The sequence below is a fragment of the Nitratireductor sp. XY-223 genome (assembly GCF_004959855.1).
Lineage (GTDB): Bacteria > Pseudomonadota > Alphaproteobacteria > Rhizobiales > Rhizobiaceae > Hoeflea_A.
Genome location: NZ_SPNT01000001.1, coordinates 450776 through 464433, shown reverse-complemented (window position 1 = coordinate 464433; position 13658 = coordinate 450776). Strand labels below are relative to the sequence as shown.

General features: G+C 61.0%; 15 protein-coding genes. 4 read left to right on the top strand and 11 right to left on the bottom strand.

The annotated features are described in order from the left end of the window. The first annotated feature begins 9 nt into the window (after positions 1–9). Together E4M07_RS02060 and cysQ are read left to right on the top strand one after the other, a co-directional pair. Entirely contained in the window at positions 10–1158 is a 1149-nt protein-coding gene (locus tag E4M07_RS02060) for an acyl-CoA dehydrogenase family protein (RefSeq protein ID WP_136656619.1), read from the top strand. Positions 1159–1309: 151 nt separating this feature from the next. Further along, positions 1310–2083: a 3'(2'),5'-bisphosphate nucleotidase CysQ gene (cysQ, locus tag E4M07_RS02055; protein WP_136656618.1), complete on the top strand. Its 774-nt coding sequence runs from the start codon at positions 1310–1312 to the stop codon at positions 2081–2083. 6 nt (positions 2084–2089) lie between these two features. On the opposite strand, the gene E4M07_RS02050 is transcribed toward cysQ, so the two are convergent. From E4M07_RS02050 to E4M07_RS02035, 4 genes are all read right to left on the bottom strand, one after another. Next, positions 2090–2506, bottom strand: a complete 417-nt coding sequence (locus tag E4M07_RS02050; RefSeq protein WP_136656617.1) for a Fur family transcriptional regulator — start codon at positions 2504–2506, stop codon at positions 2090–2092. Then, a complete protein-coding gene (locus E4M07_RS02045; protein WP_136656616.1) occupies positions 2503–3330 on the bottom strand; it encodes a metal ABC transporter permease in 828 nt (275 codons plus the stop codon). Before E4M07_RS02045 ends, E4M07_RS02050 begins: the two co-directional genes overlap by 4 nt. Next, positions 3323–4174 carry a metal ABC transporter ATP-binding protein gene (locus E4M07_RS02040; RefSeq protein WP_136656615.1) on the bottom strand — a complete coding sequence of 284 codons (852 nt, stop codon included), beginning with the start codon at positions 4172–4174 and terminating at the stop codon, positions 3323–3325. Before E4M07_RS02040 ends, E4M07_RS02045 begins: the two co-directional genes overlap by 8 nt. 772 nt (positions 4175–4946) lie before the next feature. After that, the gene (locus E4M07_RS02035; RefSeq protein WP_136656614.1) at positions 4947–5498 is read right to left on the bottom strand and encodes a hypothetical protein; all 552 of its coding nucleotides are present in this window, start codon (positions 5496–5498) and stop codon (positions 4947–4949) included. A gap of 193 nt (positions 5499–5691) precedes the next feature. Here E4M07_RS02035 and E4M07_RS02030 point away from each other — a divergent pair, with 193 nt between their 5' ends. Continuing rightward, on the top strand, positions 5692–6567 hold the full coding sequence (locus tag E4M07_RS02030; RefSeq protein ID WP_136656613.1) for a twin-arginine translocation signal domain-containing protein: 876 nt from the start codon (positions 5692–5694) through the stop codon (positions 6565–6567). Between the two features lie 18 nt (positions 6568–6585). Here E4M07_RS02030 and pcaF read toward each other — a convergent pair whose 3' ends face one another. Genes pcaF through pcaC form a run of 6 tightly spaced genes read right to left on the bottom strand, consistent with a single transcriptional unit; the run spans position 6586 to position 11212 of the window. Continuing rightward, complete coding sequence (pcaF, locus tag E4M07_RS02025; RefSeq protein ID WP_136656612.1) at positions 6586–7788, bottom strand: 3-oxoadipyl-CoA thiolase; 1203 nt, start codon at positions 7786–7788, stop codon at positions 6586–6588. After that, a complete protein-coding gene (locus tag E4M07_RS02020) occupies positions 7788–8585 on the bottom strand; it encodes a CoA-transferase subunit beta (protein ID WP_136656611.1) in 798 nt (265 codons plus the stop codon). Before E4M07_RS02020 ends, pcaF begins: the two co-directional genes overlap by 1 nt. Further along, positions 8582–9436, bottom strand: coding sequence for a CoA transferase subunit A (locus E4M07_RS02015; protein WP_136656610.1), 855 nt, complete (start codon positions 9434–9436; stop codon positions 8582–8584). The genes E4M07_RS02020 and E4M07_RS02015 overlap by 4 nt, the downstream gene beginning before the upstream one ends. Before the next feature lie 14 nt (positions 9437–9450). Beyond that, the gene (gene pcaG / locus E4M07_RS02010; protein WP_136656609.1) at positions 9451–10065 is read right to left on the bottom strand and encodes a protocatechuate 3,4-dioxygenase subunit alpha; all 615 of its coding nucleotides are present in this window, start codon (positions 10063–10065) and stop codon (positions 9451–9453) included. Continuing rightward, on the bottom strand, positions 10066–10806 hold the full coding sequence (gene pcaH, locus E4M07_RS02005; RefSeq protein WP_136656608.1) for a protocatechuate 3,4-dioxygenase subunit beta: 741 nt from the start codon (positions 10804–10806) through the stop codon (positions 10066–10068). Next, entirely contained in the window at positions 10799–11212 is a 414-nt protein-coding gene (gene pcaC / locus E4M07_RS02000; protein ID WP_136656607.1) for a 4-carboxymuconolactone decarboxylase, read from the bottom strand. Before pcaC ends, pcaH begins: the two co-directional genes overlap by 8 nt. A 98-nt stretch (positions 11213–11310) precedes the next feature. Here pcaC and pcaQ point away from each other — a divergent pair, with 98 nt between their 5' ends. Beyond that, a complete protein-coding gene (gene pcaQ / locus E4M07_RS01995; protein WP_136656606.1) occupies positions 11311–12231 on the top strand; it encodes a pca operon transcription factor PcaQ in 921 nt (306 codons plus the stop codon). A gap of 232 nt (positions 12232–12463) precedes the next feature. On the opposite strand, the gene E4M07_RS01990 is transcribed toward pcaQ, so the two are convergent. Further along, complete coding sequence (locus tag E4M07_RS01990) at positions 12464–13657, bottom strand: DNA methyltransferase (RefSeq protein ID WP_206057156.1); 1194 nt, start codon at positions 13655–13657, stop codon at positions 12464–12466. Between the last annotated feature and the right edge of the window lies 1 nt (position 13658).

Sequence of the window (13658 nt, the reverse complement as noted above, 5' to 3'; positions counted from 1 at the left end):
AATGCGATCATGAAGAACCCGTTCGAGACCGACGAGCAGCGCGCGTTCAGGGACAGTTTCGCGCGGTTCGTCGACACCGAGATCAAGCCCTTCGCGGACGAATGGGACGAGGCCGGCGCCATTCCGTGGGACCTGCACCGGAAGGCCGGTGCGCTCGGCATGTTCGGTTTCGGCATCGACGAGGCCTATGGCGGGTTGGGGTTCGACGACTGTTTCATGCGCGCGGCGGTCGCCGAGGAACTCGGCAAATGCGGCGCGACCGGCGTGGGCGCGGCGCTCGGTGCCCGCAATATCTCGACGGGGCCGATCGCCCTGCTCGGATCGGAAGAACTCAAGCGGCAAGTCCTGCCGCAGATCCTCTCCGGAGATGTTGGCTCATCGCTGGGCATTACCGAGCCGTCCGGCGGCTCCGACGTCGCCAATCTCAAGACCACCGCCCGCCAGGACGGCAACGAATGGGTGCTGAACGGCACCAAGACCTTCATCACCGGCGGCATGACCAGCCGCTATTTTGTCATTGGCGCCCGCACCGGCGGACCGGGTCTTGCCGGCATATCGCTGTTTTTCGTGGAGGCCGACACACCCGGATTCACCCGCACCCCGCTCGATCGCAAGATGGGATGGTGGTGCTCGGATCAGGCCACTTTGTTCTTCGACGACTGCAGGCTCCCCGCCGACAGCCTGATCGGCCCCGAGAACAAGGGCTTCATCGCCATCATGAACAATTTCAACTTCGAGCGCCTGGCGCTGATTGCCCAGAGCCTCGGCATGGCCAAGCTGTGCCTGTCGGAGTCGATCGCGTACGCCAATGAGCGCGAGACCTTCGGCAAACGCCTGATCGAACATCAGGTCATTGCGCACAAGATCGCCGACATGTCGGCCCGCATCGACTCCCTCGACGCCTATCTGAACCAGATATGCTGGATGGCCAATGAAGGCCCGACGCCGGTCGCGGAAATCAGCAAGGCCAAGTTCCTGTCGACCAAGATCCTCGAATATTGCGCCTCGGAAGCCATGCAGGTCTTCGGCGGGGCCGGTTATCTGCGCGGCAATCCCGTGGAACGTATCTACCGGGAGGTGAAAGTCATGGCGATCGGCGGCGGATCCGAGGAGATCATGAAAGATCTCGCGGTTCGGCAGATGGGTGTGGTGCACTGACGCAAAGCGCAAATTGTCCAGCGGCGAGACAACAGTGCATCGCGCAAGATAGCTGTCGACAGCGCCCGAAAAATCTGCCACCTGCGAAACGGGCGACGCCGCGCGGGGGTCCGCACGACCGCGCAGGAACAGCGAGTGAGCACGCAGGCCAATGGAATCGAACCAACAGACGCTGACGGATCGGCTCGCCGAAATCGCGCTTGCCGCCGGCGAGGCGGTCATGCAGGTCTACAACGACATGCCTGAGGCCGAGTTCAAGACGGACGGCACACCGGTGACGGCGGCGGACAAGGCGGCCGAAGCGATCATCCTTGCCGGCCTCAGGCAACATGCTCCGGAAATCGCGGTTGTCTCCGAGGAGAGCGAGGAAAGCCATCGTCTTGAAGCGCCGCAGCGGTTCTTCCTGGTCGATCCGCTCGACGGCACCAGGGAGTTTCTGCGCCGTGACGGCAAGGGGTCCTTCACGGTCAATATCGCACTGATCGAGGCCGGCGAGCCGGTTCTCGGCGTGGTCTATGCCCCTGCCCTGCGGCGTCTGTTTGCCGGCGTGCGCAACGGCGGCGCGACGGAAACCGCCGATGGTCAAAAGCGCCGCATCGCGGTACGCCCCATGCCCGAATCCGGTCCCGTCGCGGTGGCCAGCCGCTCGCACCGCGACGCACAGACCGATGCCTGGCTTGCCGAGCGAAAAATCACCGAAACGGTTTCTATCGGGTCATCGCTGAAGTTCTGCCTGCTGGCCTGCGGCGAAGCCGATGTCTATCCGCGCTTCGGGCCGACCATGGAATGGGATACGGCCGCAGGCCACGCGGTGCTCACCGCTGCCGGAGGTGCGGTGACGACGCCCGAAAACAAGCCGTTCAGATACGGAAAGGCCGAATTCCGGAACGGTCCGTTTATCGCCTGGACGAAAGTGCCTGGCTAACGACCGCTAACCCGTCGGCCGGCATTGCTTGCAGAAACCGCGCAGCTCGACTGTTGCCGCATGCACTGAAAAATGATCGGCGGAAGCCAGGGCGTTGAGCTGCGCCTCAAGGCGGTCATCCGCAAGTTCCGAGACCTTGCTGCATTTCTCGCATATGGCGAACACGATCGTTTCGCGGGCTTCGCATTCCGAATTGCTGCAGGCGACGAAGGAGTTGAGGCTTTCCAGGCGATGCACAAGACCCATTTCAAGAAGCTTGTCGAGAGCCCGGTAGACCTGCAGCGGAGCACGGATTCCGTGCTCGCGCACACCGTCGAGAATAGCGTAGGCGCTGAGCGGTGCCTTGGAACGCGTGAGCGCGTCGTAAACCAGGCTCTGGTTCTTGGTCAGGGCCGGCTGTTCCGCATGGATGTGCGCACTCATGGTTTTTCTCCCTGCGCTTGGCGCCTGCTGTGAGAAATCAACGCGGCGACGGGTGAAACGCTCACCAGGAAAAACACCAGCGCCGCGACGACGATCGACGGCCCGGATGGCGTATCCCAGGTCAGCGAGCCATAAAGGCCGCCAACGATCGATGCAATACCGATGATTCCGGCGATGACGGCCATCTGCTCGGGGCCGTTGGAAAACCGGCGCGCCGCCGCCGCCGGAATGATCAGGAGCGCGGTGATCAACAGCACCCCGACGATTTTCATCGAAATTGCGATCACCGTCGCCATCAGCAGCATGAACACCATGTTCGTCCGTTCAGGACGCATTCCCTCCGCTTCGGCAAGTTCCCTGTTGACGGTGGCGGCAAACAGCGGTTGCCAGATCAGGGCGAGCACGCCAAGCACCGCGGCGCCGCCGATATAGATGGTCGCGATGTCAGCCTTGGAGACGGCCAGGATATCGCCGAACAGGAAACCCATCAGGTCCATCCGGATCCAGGTCATGAAGGCGAGCACGACGAGACCGAGCGCCAGCGAGGAATGCGCCAGGAGCCCAAGCAGCGAATCCGACGACAGCGTGGCGCGCCGCTGCAGCAGAACCAGTGCCAGTGCAACGGCCGCGCAGACGATAAAGACGGCCAGCGTTATGTTGAGTTCGAACAGGAACGCGAGCGCGACGCCCAGCAGCGCAGCGTGCGAGAGCGTGTCGCCGAAATAGGCGAGCCGTCGCCACACGACAAAACAGCCAAGCGGAGCGGCAACGATGGCGACGCCGATCCCGGCGATCAGCGCCCGGGTGAAAAAATCGTCAAGCACGCTGGCCTCCCCTTTCCTTGCCGCCGTCAGTGCCGGCCTTGTCTTTCTCGTGATGGTGGCCGTCGTCGGGATGGCAGTGATCGGTTATCGAACCGTCGGCATGGCGCACCCGGCCGTCGGGCAGATGGGTGTGGTCGTGATCGTGCTTGTAAATCGCCAGTGCGGCCGATGCCCGGTCACCGAATAGCTGCCGGTATTCGTCGCTCCGCGCCACCGTTTCGGGCGATCCCTTGCAGCAAACATGGCCGTTGAGGCAGATCACCTGGTCTGTGGCGGCCATCACGACATGCAGGTCGTGCGAGATCATCAGGATCCCGCAGCCGAGACCGTCTCGAATAGACGTGATCAACTCGTAAAGGGCGATTTCCCCCGAGAAATCGACACCCTGTACCGGTTCGTCCAGAACCATGAATTCGGGCCGGCCGGCAATGGCCCGCGCCAGCATCGCCCGTTGGAACTCCCCGCCCGACAGTGTACGCACTTCCGCGTCCACGAGATGCGAGATGCCGGTTGCGTCAAGAGACGCTTCGAGCTGCCGGTCGTCGATGCGCTGCGTCAGGCGCATGAACCGCCGCACGCTGAGCGGCAGTGTCCAGTCGATGGAGACCTTCTGCGGAACGTAGCCGACCTTCAAGCCGCGGCTGCGATGCGCGGTCCCCTCGCTCGGTCTGTGGATGCCCAGCGCCAGTTTCGCGGTTGTCGATTTGCCGGAACCGTTCGGACCGACGAGTGTCACGATTTCGCCCCTGCGGACCGACAGGTCGACCCCGCGCACCAGCCAGTGCCCGGCCCTTTCGAGGCCGGCATTCTCAAGCGAAACGAGGGGTTCTGACACTTTCAACACTGCTTGCTACCTTGCCGGGTTCATTACCGGCTGTATTGCATACGTTATAGTGTAACACAACAGAAGTTAAACAAGTACGGAAGCGTTCAAAACCTGAGTTTAGTGCGAACCTACGCTCTCACCCGATATCGCACTTGGCATCGCGTTCGCAGCGGGTCTTGTCCAGCAACTTGGATATTCTGACCCGGCGTCGAAACGGCATCAACCATGCCGCCATCGCTGTCGTTGCGGTGACAAGGTCAACGGACAAATTCGGGCCTCTTCATCGAAGGAAATTGATGTTTCGATCCTGCATTCATACAATCTGACGCTGTATTTCATGCAAATTGATTTTTGGGAGGACAGATTTTGACACGCATACTTTCAGCATTGACCTTCGCTGCCTTTTCATTTGCGTTTACCGGATCGATGGCGCCCACCGCGGTAGAGGCGGCATCCTGGAAATGCACTGCAAAAAAGCTGAAGAACGCCAGCTATCGCGGCGGAAGGACCGCGATGATTCACTTAAGTCCCTACAAAAGTGGAGGTAGATACCCGGTCACCAGAGTCAGTGACCGAAGGGTTGTTGGAAAAACAAAGGATGGAACACCCTTTACGTGCACATTACAGTAGCAACAGCGCTGCCCTGGCCGCTTCCGGTTCAAGGAGCGGGGCGGTCAGGTAAAGCAAACTTCTGGCTTTTTGGCATGGCACGGGTGTCGCAAACATGAAGATTTGCTGGTAAACGCGACCATTTTCCTTCAGATCAAATCTGAGTTAACCCGTTCTGTATCTAGTCTCCGCCGCCGAGAAACTCCTCGGAAATCACCACGTCACTGTCCCTGACGAGCTTTCCGACTGGAATTGTGACCGGATGCGAGCCCGGCCGCAGCCGGAACTCGGCCAGATGGTCGCCGACAAGAACCCGCAGCACATTGGTATGTGAACGGCTGAAAGCTGAGGAAAAGCGCGGCACCAGCACAATCTCGTCCCCGACGGCCGCACAAGGATAGCGCAGCTTCACGGTCAGATGACCGTTCGGCCGCTCGGTTCGCAAGGATTCGGCATCGGCCTCGCACGGCCTGCCGTCCGATTCCACGCGCCACATTTCCTGCATCCGGTCTGCGGCCTTCCCGTCGCCGGACAGGCTCAGTCCGGCCGCCTCTGCCAGTCGCTTGCTGAAGAACGTAATGCGCAGCTCGATTCCGGGCGCGGCAATGTGGACCCATGTCTCGGTTCCCGAAAGCGTATGGGCAAGCACCGGTTTCGCGCCGGGCACCATGAGCAGTAGCAGTAAGGCAATTGTCCGGCTGAAACGTACCATCGCGCTGCAAATCTTCTCCATTCGATCTCAGTCGAGGAATAACAGGAAAGCGCCGCCGAAGTGAACGTCGAAAGTTACATGGCGGCAATGACGAAATGAAGATTTTGTAAGAAAGACCCGCGCAGCGCGCCATTGCCCTTTGATCCTCCAAAATCACGACTATATCGATGGTAGGTCAGTACAAAGACACAGCTGCGGGGAGGGAGAGACCGCTTTGTCGAACAAACGACGCACGATTCTGAAGGGCGGCGCGGCCATGGCGGCGGTGTCTCTTTTGCCTGCTTCGGCACTGGCACAAAATCCGCGCCGCGATGGCGCTTCGCTGGACCTGCCCACCCATCTCCTGCACGAAACCATGATCGATTTCTTTGAGGGCAAGGGCTACACGCTTGTCGATCACCAGCCGATTGTGACCGGAAATGAGAGTTTCAACGGCGGGCTGCGTTACGACGACACGGAGATCGATACGCAAAGGGGCCAGATGGCCGTTCAACCCTGCGCGCGGATCGAGGACATAGACAAAAAAGGTGATCCGGAGGTGCTGCCCCTGTTTCACATATTCTATGTTCGCTCGCCCAAGGACATGGCACCTGCCGGTTCGCTCTCGATGGTGCTCGAATTCCTGGTGGATGTCGCGGGCCTGGAGCAAGACAGATTTGCATTCGTTACAACAACGGCGTTCGAGAGTCTTCTTCCGGTTCTTGAGGAACACGGGTTCGACCCGGAAGGCCAGGTCATCTACCGGCAAAGGGACGAGGCCATGGCGGCCGGAGACGGTTCGGGCTATTTCCGTTACCCCGGGAATCCCGACGCCCTGCCCTTCCCCACGGTCGGATTCTATTACCGGACCGGGTCCAACGTGGCGGCGCCGACCGCGTATCCGCTTCCGGCCGGCTGGACCGAAATCGGCGAAGCGTCGACCGACGACAGCGTCAGCCTGGGATTCGGTCTTGGCACCGAGCGTGTCGGCTACGCCCAGTCGGGCGAGATACCGAGCTGGCGCGAACGCCTGTTCCTGCTCTATCAGCAGATAGACCGCCGCAATCCGGACAATCCACCCTCCGGCAGGGAACTTTTCTCCAGGGGCTGATACGCAACTGTTTTAGGGTCAGACCCGCTCCAGCGCGATGGCGATACCCTGCCCGACCCCGATGCACATGGTGGCAAGCGCCAGGCGCGCATTGCGCTCGCGCAGTTCCAGGGCTGCCGTACCGGTGATCCGCGCCCCGGACATGCCGAGCGGATGGCCAAGCGCGATCGCCCCGCCGTTGGGATTGACGAAAGGCGCATCCTCGGCAACGCCGAGATCGCGCAAAACGGCTATGCCCTGGCTGGCGAAGGCCTCGTTGAGTTCGATGACGTCGAAATTCTCGACCGCGATATCAAGCCGCGCGGTGAGTTTCTTGGTGGCCGGTGCGGGGCCGATGCCCATGATGCGCGGCGGAACGCCGGCTGTCGCACCGCCCAGGATGCGGGCGATCGGCTGCAGGCCGTGCCTCTCGACAGCGGCCTCGGACGCAACGATGAGCGCCGCGGCACCGTCATTGACGCCGGACGCATTGCCGGCGGTGACGGTTCCGCCCTGACGGAACGGCGTTGGCAGGGAGCCGAGCTTCTCAAGCGACGTTTCGCGCGGATGTTCGTCACGGTCGACGACCAACGGATCGCCCTTGCGTTGCGGGATTGTAACCGGGGTAATCTCCTTGGCGAGCCTGCCATTGGCCTGCGCTGCGGCGGCCTTTTGCTGGGAGCGCAGCGCAAAGGCATCCTGGTCAGCGCGCGATACCTCGAAATCCTCAGCCACGTTCTCCCCGGTTTCGGGCATGGAATCGACACCATACTGGGCCTTGAGGACCGGATTGACGAAGCGCCAGCCGATCGTCGTGTCGTAAATCTCGGCGCGCCGGGAAAACGCCGCGTCCGCCTTCGGCATGACGAATGGTGCCCGCGACATGGATTCGACGCCGCCAGAGACGATCAATTCGGCTTCCCCGGATTTGATCGCGCGGGCGGCAGCGATGGTTGCGTCCATGCCGGAGCCGCAGAGACGGTTGACCGTGTTCGCCGGCACGGAGACGGGATAACCGGCGAGCAGCACGCTCATGCGCCCGACATTGCGGTTGTCCTCGCCGGCCTGGTTGGCGCATCCATAGTAAACTTCGTCGACCGCTTCCAGGTCGAGCTGCGGATTGCGCTCGGCGAGGGCTTTGAGGGGCACCGCTCCGAGGTCGTCGGCCCTCACGGCGGCGAGGCTCCCGCCAAAGCGCCCGATGGGCGTACGGATGTAATCGCAGATGAATGCTTCGGGCATTATGCCGCCTTTCCTGGATCGGGCTGCCCCTGATGGGCCGCTTTCGTGCGTGCTTTCAGATCGCGGAGCGTTTTGAGCTCAAGATCCGTCGGCGGGGGCGTTTCTTCTATACGGTCGGCGAATTTGACTGTCCATCCGCAGGTCGCCTGGACGTCCTCTCTGGTGACGCCCGGGTGGATCGATACGACCGTGAACTCCTTGGTCTCGGGATCCGGACGCCAGATTGCCAGGTCGGTGATCAGCAAGGTCGGACCCTGGGTCTCGATGCCCAGCCGCTGGCGGTGGTCGCCGCCTTCGCCGTGCCCGAAGGACGTAAAGAAATCGATCTTCTCGACCATGCCGCGCAACGATTGCTTCATGGTGATGAATATCTCGCGCGACGAGCCGGCGATTTCCGGCGCGCCGCCTCCGCCCGGCAGCCGGGTCTTCGGATTCGCGTAGTCGCCGATCACCGTGGTGTTGATGTTGCCGAACCGGTCGAGCTGCGCGGCGCCCAGAAAACCGATGGTGATGCGTCCGCCCTGCAGCCAGTAGCGGAACATCTCCGGCACTGCGACGGTGGTGACGGCCGTGTCGCACAGCTCGCCGTCGCCGATGGACAGCGGCAACACGTCCGGCGCCGTTCCAATGGTGCCGCTCTCGTAGATCAGCGTGATATCCGGCGCATGGGTGAGCCGCGCCACATTGCAGGCGGCCGAGGGTGCCCCGATACCGACGAAACAGACATCGTCGTTCTTCAGCGCGCGCGAGGCGGCTATGGTCATCATTTCGTCGGGCGTGTGGACCATGTCGCTCATGCCGCACTCCTCAATTTCCCGACCCTGCCGCCAAAATCCTCCGGCGTGGCATCGAGCACGTTCTCCTTCATCCAGGAAAGGAAGGCCTCGCGGTCGGAGGCGATCTTGTCCCAGGCGATGTAGTAGGCGTTGTCGCGGACGTAGTAACCGTGCGCATAGGACGGGTGGGCACCGCCCGGAACCAGGCAAATCGTGCCGACGGTCCAGTCGGGCAGAAGGCAGGCATTCGGATGCGCGTTGAGATCGTCGACGATTTCCTCGACCGTGACAACAGACCGCGTGGCCGCCAGCACCGCCTCTTTCTGCACACCGAGAATACCCTCGATCAGCACATTGCCCTTCCGGTCGGCCTTTTGCGCGTGGATGAAGGCGACGTCCGGCCGCACCGCCGGCACGGCTGCCAGCACCTCGCCGGTAAACGGACAGGCCACCGAGCGCACATTGCTGTTGACCTTTGCGAGTTCGGCGCCGCGATAGCCGCGAAACACCGCACAAGGCAGGCCGGCGGCGCCGGCTTCATAGGCATTGGCCATGGCGGCGTGGCTGTGCTCTTCGAGTTCCAGCGCCTGCGGCCAGCCGTTTTCGACTGCATCGCGCATGCGCCGCAACAGGCCGACCCCCGGGTTGCCGGCATAGGAGAAGATCATCCTTTTGACCATGCCCATGCCGATGAGCTGGTCGTAGATGAGATCCGGCGTCATGCGAATGATGGTGAGGTCTTTCTTTCCCTGCCGGATCGCCTCGTGCGCTGCGGCATGGGGGATCAGGTGGGTGAATCCCTCGAAAGCGACGACGTCGCCGTCGTTGAGGTTCTCGAGCACGGCATCGGCCAGCGGCTGGAATTTCGCCATATTTCTTGTCCGCGTCAGATATCGAAGAAGATTGTTTCGTTGTCGCCCTGCAGATGGATGTCGAAGCGGTAGCCCTCGTCGCTCGGCTCGGCCAGCAGCGTTTGCACACGCACCCTGTGCTCGATGCGCGCCAGCACCGGATCCTCCGCATTGGCCTCCGCCTCGTCGGCAAAATACATGCGCGTGTTGAGGCCGAGATTGATGCCGCGGGCGACGATCCAGACATTCACATGCGGCGCTTGCAGGCGGCCGTCGACGAACGGCACGCGTCCGGGCTTGATGGTGTCGAACCGGAAAATGCCGGTTTTCAGGTCGGTCGGCTGGCGTCCCCAGCCGGCGAAGTTCGGATCGGCGGTGCCGCGGGTTTCCGACGGGCTGTTGAAGAGCCCGTTGCCGTCGGCCTGCCAGATCTCGATCAACGCATCCTTGAGCGGCGTGCCTGTCCCGTCGATCACGCGGCCGGTGATGGCGATCCGCTGCCCTTCCGTCTCGTCATTGACCATGGTCTTGCCGAGATCGGCATCAAAGACACCCTCGATGCCGAGGAAATTCGGCACGCAGCCGATGTGGACGTAGGGACCCGCCGTCTGCGACGGGCTTTCCTTGAGGCGGTTCAGCGGCTGGGCCATTCAATTGCCCTCCATGCGGTTCTCGAACATCGTCGAGCGCCGGCCGCGCAGCACGATGTCGAACTTGTAGGCGCGCGCATCCATGGGAATGGTGTTCGCCATGTCGAGCGGCGCGACGAGCTGCTCGATGGCCGCCTCGTCGGAAATCGTGCGGACGATCGGACACAGCGGGATCAGCGGATCGCCCTCGAAATACATCTGCGTGATCAGGCGTTGCGCGAACCCGTAGCCGAATATGGAGAAATGGATGTGCGAGGGCCGCCAGTCGTTGATGCCATTCGGCCAGGGATAGGGTCCCGGCTTGACGGTCCTGAAGGCATAGCCGCCCTCGTCATCGGTGATGGTCCGTCCGCAGCCGCCGAAATTCGGGTCGAGCGGCGCCATGTAGCCCTCGTTCTTGTGGCGGTAGCGCCCGGCGGCATTGGCCTGCCAGAATTCGACCAGCACGCCCGGCACGCCCCTGCCCCGCTCGTCGAGCACACGGCCGTGCACGATGATGCGCTCGCCGATGGCGCTTTCTCCGGGCTTGGCGAAATTGTGGATCAGGTCGTTGTCCAGTTCACCGAGGATGTCGTGTCCGAATGCCGGGCCAGTAATCTCCCCGATGGTGTTTTCGAGCGACAGCAACGCCCTTTGCGGGGAGCGTGCCACACTCGTCTTGTAGTCCGGCGTGTATGCCTTTGGATGCCAGGCCCGGTCCCGCACGAAAAAGGCGCCGGTTTCGTATGTCGCGTTACGCATCGCCGGCCTCCCCGCCCGCTTCCATTTCCTCAAAGGTCCGTTTGACGATCTTGATCGCATGGTTGGCCGCCGGAACCCCGGCATAGATCGCGACGTGCAGCAGCGCCTCGCAGATGTCTTCCCTTGTCGCCCCCGTATTGGCGGTTGCGCGCACGTGCATCGCCACCTCCTCGTCGTGGCCAAGCGCTGCAAGCAGCGCGATCGTTACGATGGAGCGCAGGCGCGGCGTCCACTGCGGCCGCGACCAGACGTGGCCCCACGCGGCCTCGACGATCAGATCCTGAAACGGACCGTCGAACGGCGTCTTTCGTTCCTCGGCGCCATTGACATAGGCATCGCCGAGCACGCTGCGGCGGGTCTGCATGCCCTGCGCATGTCGGTCCGACACTGTTTTGGCTTCTGACATGGGCTGCTCCGTCGCCGTAATTGCGCTTCTGGGCATGTTTACATATTTCATTAGAGATGAATAATGATAATTGGAGCAATTTAAATAGCGAAACAGATATGAGTTCACTGCGCAGGATAAAATTGCGGCACCTGGAGACCTTTGTCGAGGTCGCCCGCCAGAAAAGCGTCAGCCGGGCCGCCGAGAACCTGCACCTCACCCAGCCGGCGGTGACCCGGACGATCCGCGAACTCGAGGACATCTGCGGCAAGCCGCTCGTCGAGCGCGAGGGGCGCGGCATCCGCATCTCCCATCACGGCGAGGTGTTCCTGCGCCATGCCGGCAGTTCGCTGGCCGCCGCGCGCAACGGCATCAACGCGCTTGCCGAACTCGACGTCGCGGACGGGCCCAAGATCAGGCTCGGCGCCCTGCCGACCGTCTCGACGACAATCGTCCCCCGCGCCGTCGCCAAATACCTGAAATCCGGCATGCGCAACCGCCTGAAGATCATCACCGGCGAGAACCGCGCCCTGCTCGATCAGTTGCGCAACGGCGAACTCGACCTGGTCATGGGGCGGCTGCCGGCTCCGGACGTGATGCAGGGTCTGATTTTCGAGCCGTTGTACCGCGACAAGGTCATCTTCGCGGTCCACGCCAGCCATCCCCTGGCGTCCCGCAGACAGTTCGCGGTCGAAGCGCTCGACAGTTATCCGGTGCTGGTGCCGACCTTGCAATCGATCATCCGGCCCTTCGTCGACCGCCTGTTCATCGAGCAGGGCATCACCGAACCCCTGCAGGTCATTGAAACCGTTTCGGATTCCTTCGGCCGGACATTCGTCAGCCAGCACCAGGCGATCTGGATCATCTCGCACGGCGTCGTCTCGGCGCAGATCGAAAGCGGCGAATATGTCACGCTGCCGATCGACACGGAGTCGACGATGGGATCGGTGGGGCTGTGCACCCGGGCCGACAGCAAGCTGAGCCCCGCCTGCACCTATTTCGCCGACATTATCCGCCGCCAGGTGGCCGAGGCAAGCTAGATCGGGGACTTATAGATACGCAGCCAAAGCCGGATACATGCTATTGACCTCTGGTGATCGCGATGTGGAGCGGCAAACCGTTTGCATCGACCCCGGCGTGGATTTTGGTCGGCAGATATCCACACGAACGTTCAAACCTTTTCGGAGTTAGTTGCCATCAAACGCCAAATTCGCAGCTGTTGGCATCTTTTAAGCGTAAACTGAATGGCTTGGATGGTATTGAGTTGGTTTGCTAGTGTGCATCTCCATCCACAGCGCTGCGGATCGTCATCTTTGCATGGATGGTTCTGATCACATCGCTGTAGGAAAGTTCAGATATTGGCTTTGGCCGGGCTCGAACAATGAACTCATTTACCGGCTTTGACTTCTTTACCAGAAAGGAATCTGCCTGGCGTTTGCCCATCGACGAATTTCCCGCTGGCTCGATGCTTTCAATTTCCCAGTTACTGCCAGAAAATGACAACTTGATAATCTCCAGAGGAGACGCCCTGCGATCAGAAATTCCTCCGAACAGTACGACCAGAGACGCATCTTTTCGCGCGACGTAGGACGAGTTTCTCCAGACCTTACGCAGATCTTCCGCAAAATACTCTGGGCTGCGGTGTGTGATTTGCCCTGATCGCCCGTAATCCACTTTGGGCGGCCCACCCAAAAACCAGTTCCTCAGCCACTGATCGGGTATGTAGGTGCGCATTCCATAATATGGTGGCGACGTGATGATCCAATCGAACTCGTCTGTAGATGCGGCAGACAACACGGTGTCGAAGTCTCTGCTATCACCATGACAAACACGACCGTTTTTGTTGGGTGTAATTGAGAAGAACCTCCTTGCTCGTCGTGCAATGACCTCGATCACGTCGACTCGGTCAGGCTTCATCCTGCGCGTTTTCCAGTACTTCACAGAGTATGCTGGCTTTGGCGCATAGGTGCGCGGCGCTTGATTTGAGAAATAGCCTGGCACAGTTTTTTGTTTGGGCCCGTGCAGTGCTCCAAGAATTGTAGCTCGTAGTGCAATCCGCTCCGGGGATCGAGCGTCTCGATTCAATTCGTCTCTGAGCCTGCACAGTTCCTTAAGAGTGGCCGTGTCGAAGCACCAATCCCAGAATTCACCTTTGGGTGTATCTACCGCCTTACCACCACCCACGATGTTTTTGGCGGTTCTGATTACGTTTTCCGGATCAACTTCAACAACTTTGGCCGCAGAAATTGCAGCTGCGATTGGACTCGCATCAATCCCAAGTGCACTCAGTCCAAGGCTTCTAGCGGCAAAAACAGTTGTTCCGCGACCACAAAAAGGGTCTAGTACCTTGCTTGAATCGGATGCGCCTTCCTTGAGGACTCCAAGCGGAAACTCAACCGGAAACATCGTAAAATACGGACAGATGGAGTTTAGATTGCTCTTGGTGGGTGAATCTGTCGTTTCCAAT

Bases quoted from the DNA above. Each gene is read 5' to 3' on its own strand.
- cysQ (WP_136656618.1), top strand. From the start codon at position 1,310: ATGGAATCGAACCAACAGACGCTGACGGATCGGCTCGCCGAAATCGCG.
- E4M07_RS02020 (WP_136656611.1), bottom strand. From the start codon at position 8,585: ATGAGCGACATGGTCCACACGCCCGACGAAATGATGACCATAGCCGCC.
- E4M07_RS02060 (WP_136656619.1), top strand. From the start codon at position 10: ATGAAGAACCCGTTCGAGACCGACGAGCAGCGCGCGTTCAGGGACAGT.
- E4M07_RS02050 (WP_136656617.1), bottom strand. From the start codon at position 2,506: ATGAGTGCGCACATCCATGCGGAACAGCCGGCCCTGACCAAGAACCAG.
- pcaH (WP_136656608.1), bottom strand. From the start codon at position 10,806: ATGCGTAACGCGACATACGAAACCGGCGCCTTTTTCGTGCGGGACCGG.
- E4M07_RS02015 (WP_136656610.1), bottom strand. From the start codon at position 9,436: ATGGCGAAATTCCAGCCGCTGGCCGATGCCGTGCTCGAGAACCTCAAC.
- pcaF (WP_136656612.1), bottom strand. From the start codon at position 7,788: ATGCCCGAAGCATTCATCTGCGATTACATCCGTACGCCCATCGGGCGC.
- pcaQ (WP_136656606.1), top strand. From the start codon at position 11,311: ATGAGTTCACTGCGCAGGATAAAATTGCGGCACCTGGAGACCTTTGTC.
- pcaG (WP_136656609.1), bottom strand. From the start codon at position 10,065: ATGGCCCAGCCGCTGAACCGCCTCAAGGAAAGCCCGTCGCAGACGGCG.
- pcaC (WP_136656607.1), bottom strand. From the start codon at position 11,212: ATGTCAGAAGCCAAAACAGTGTCGGACCGACATGCGCAGGGCATGCAG.
- E4M07_RS02035 (WP_136656614.1), bottom strand. From the start codon at position 5,498: ATGGAGAAGATTTGCAGCGCGATGGTACGTTTCAGCCGGACAATTGCC.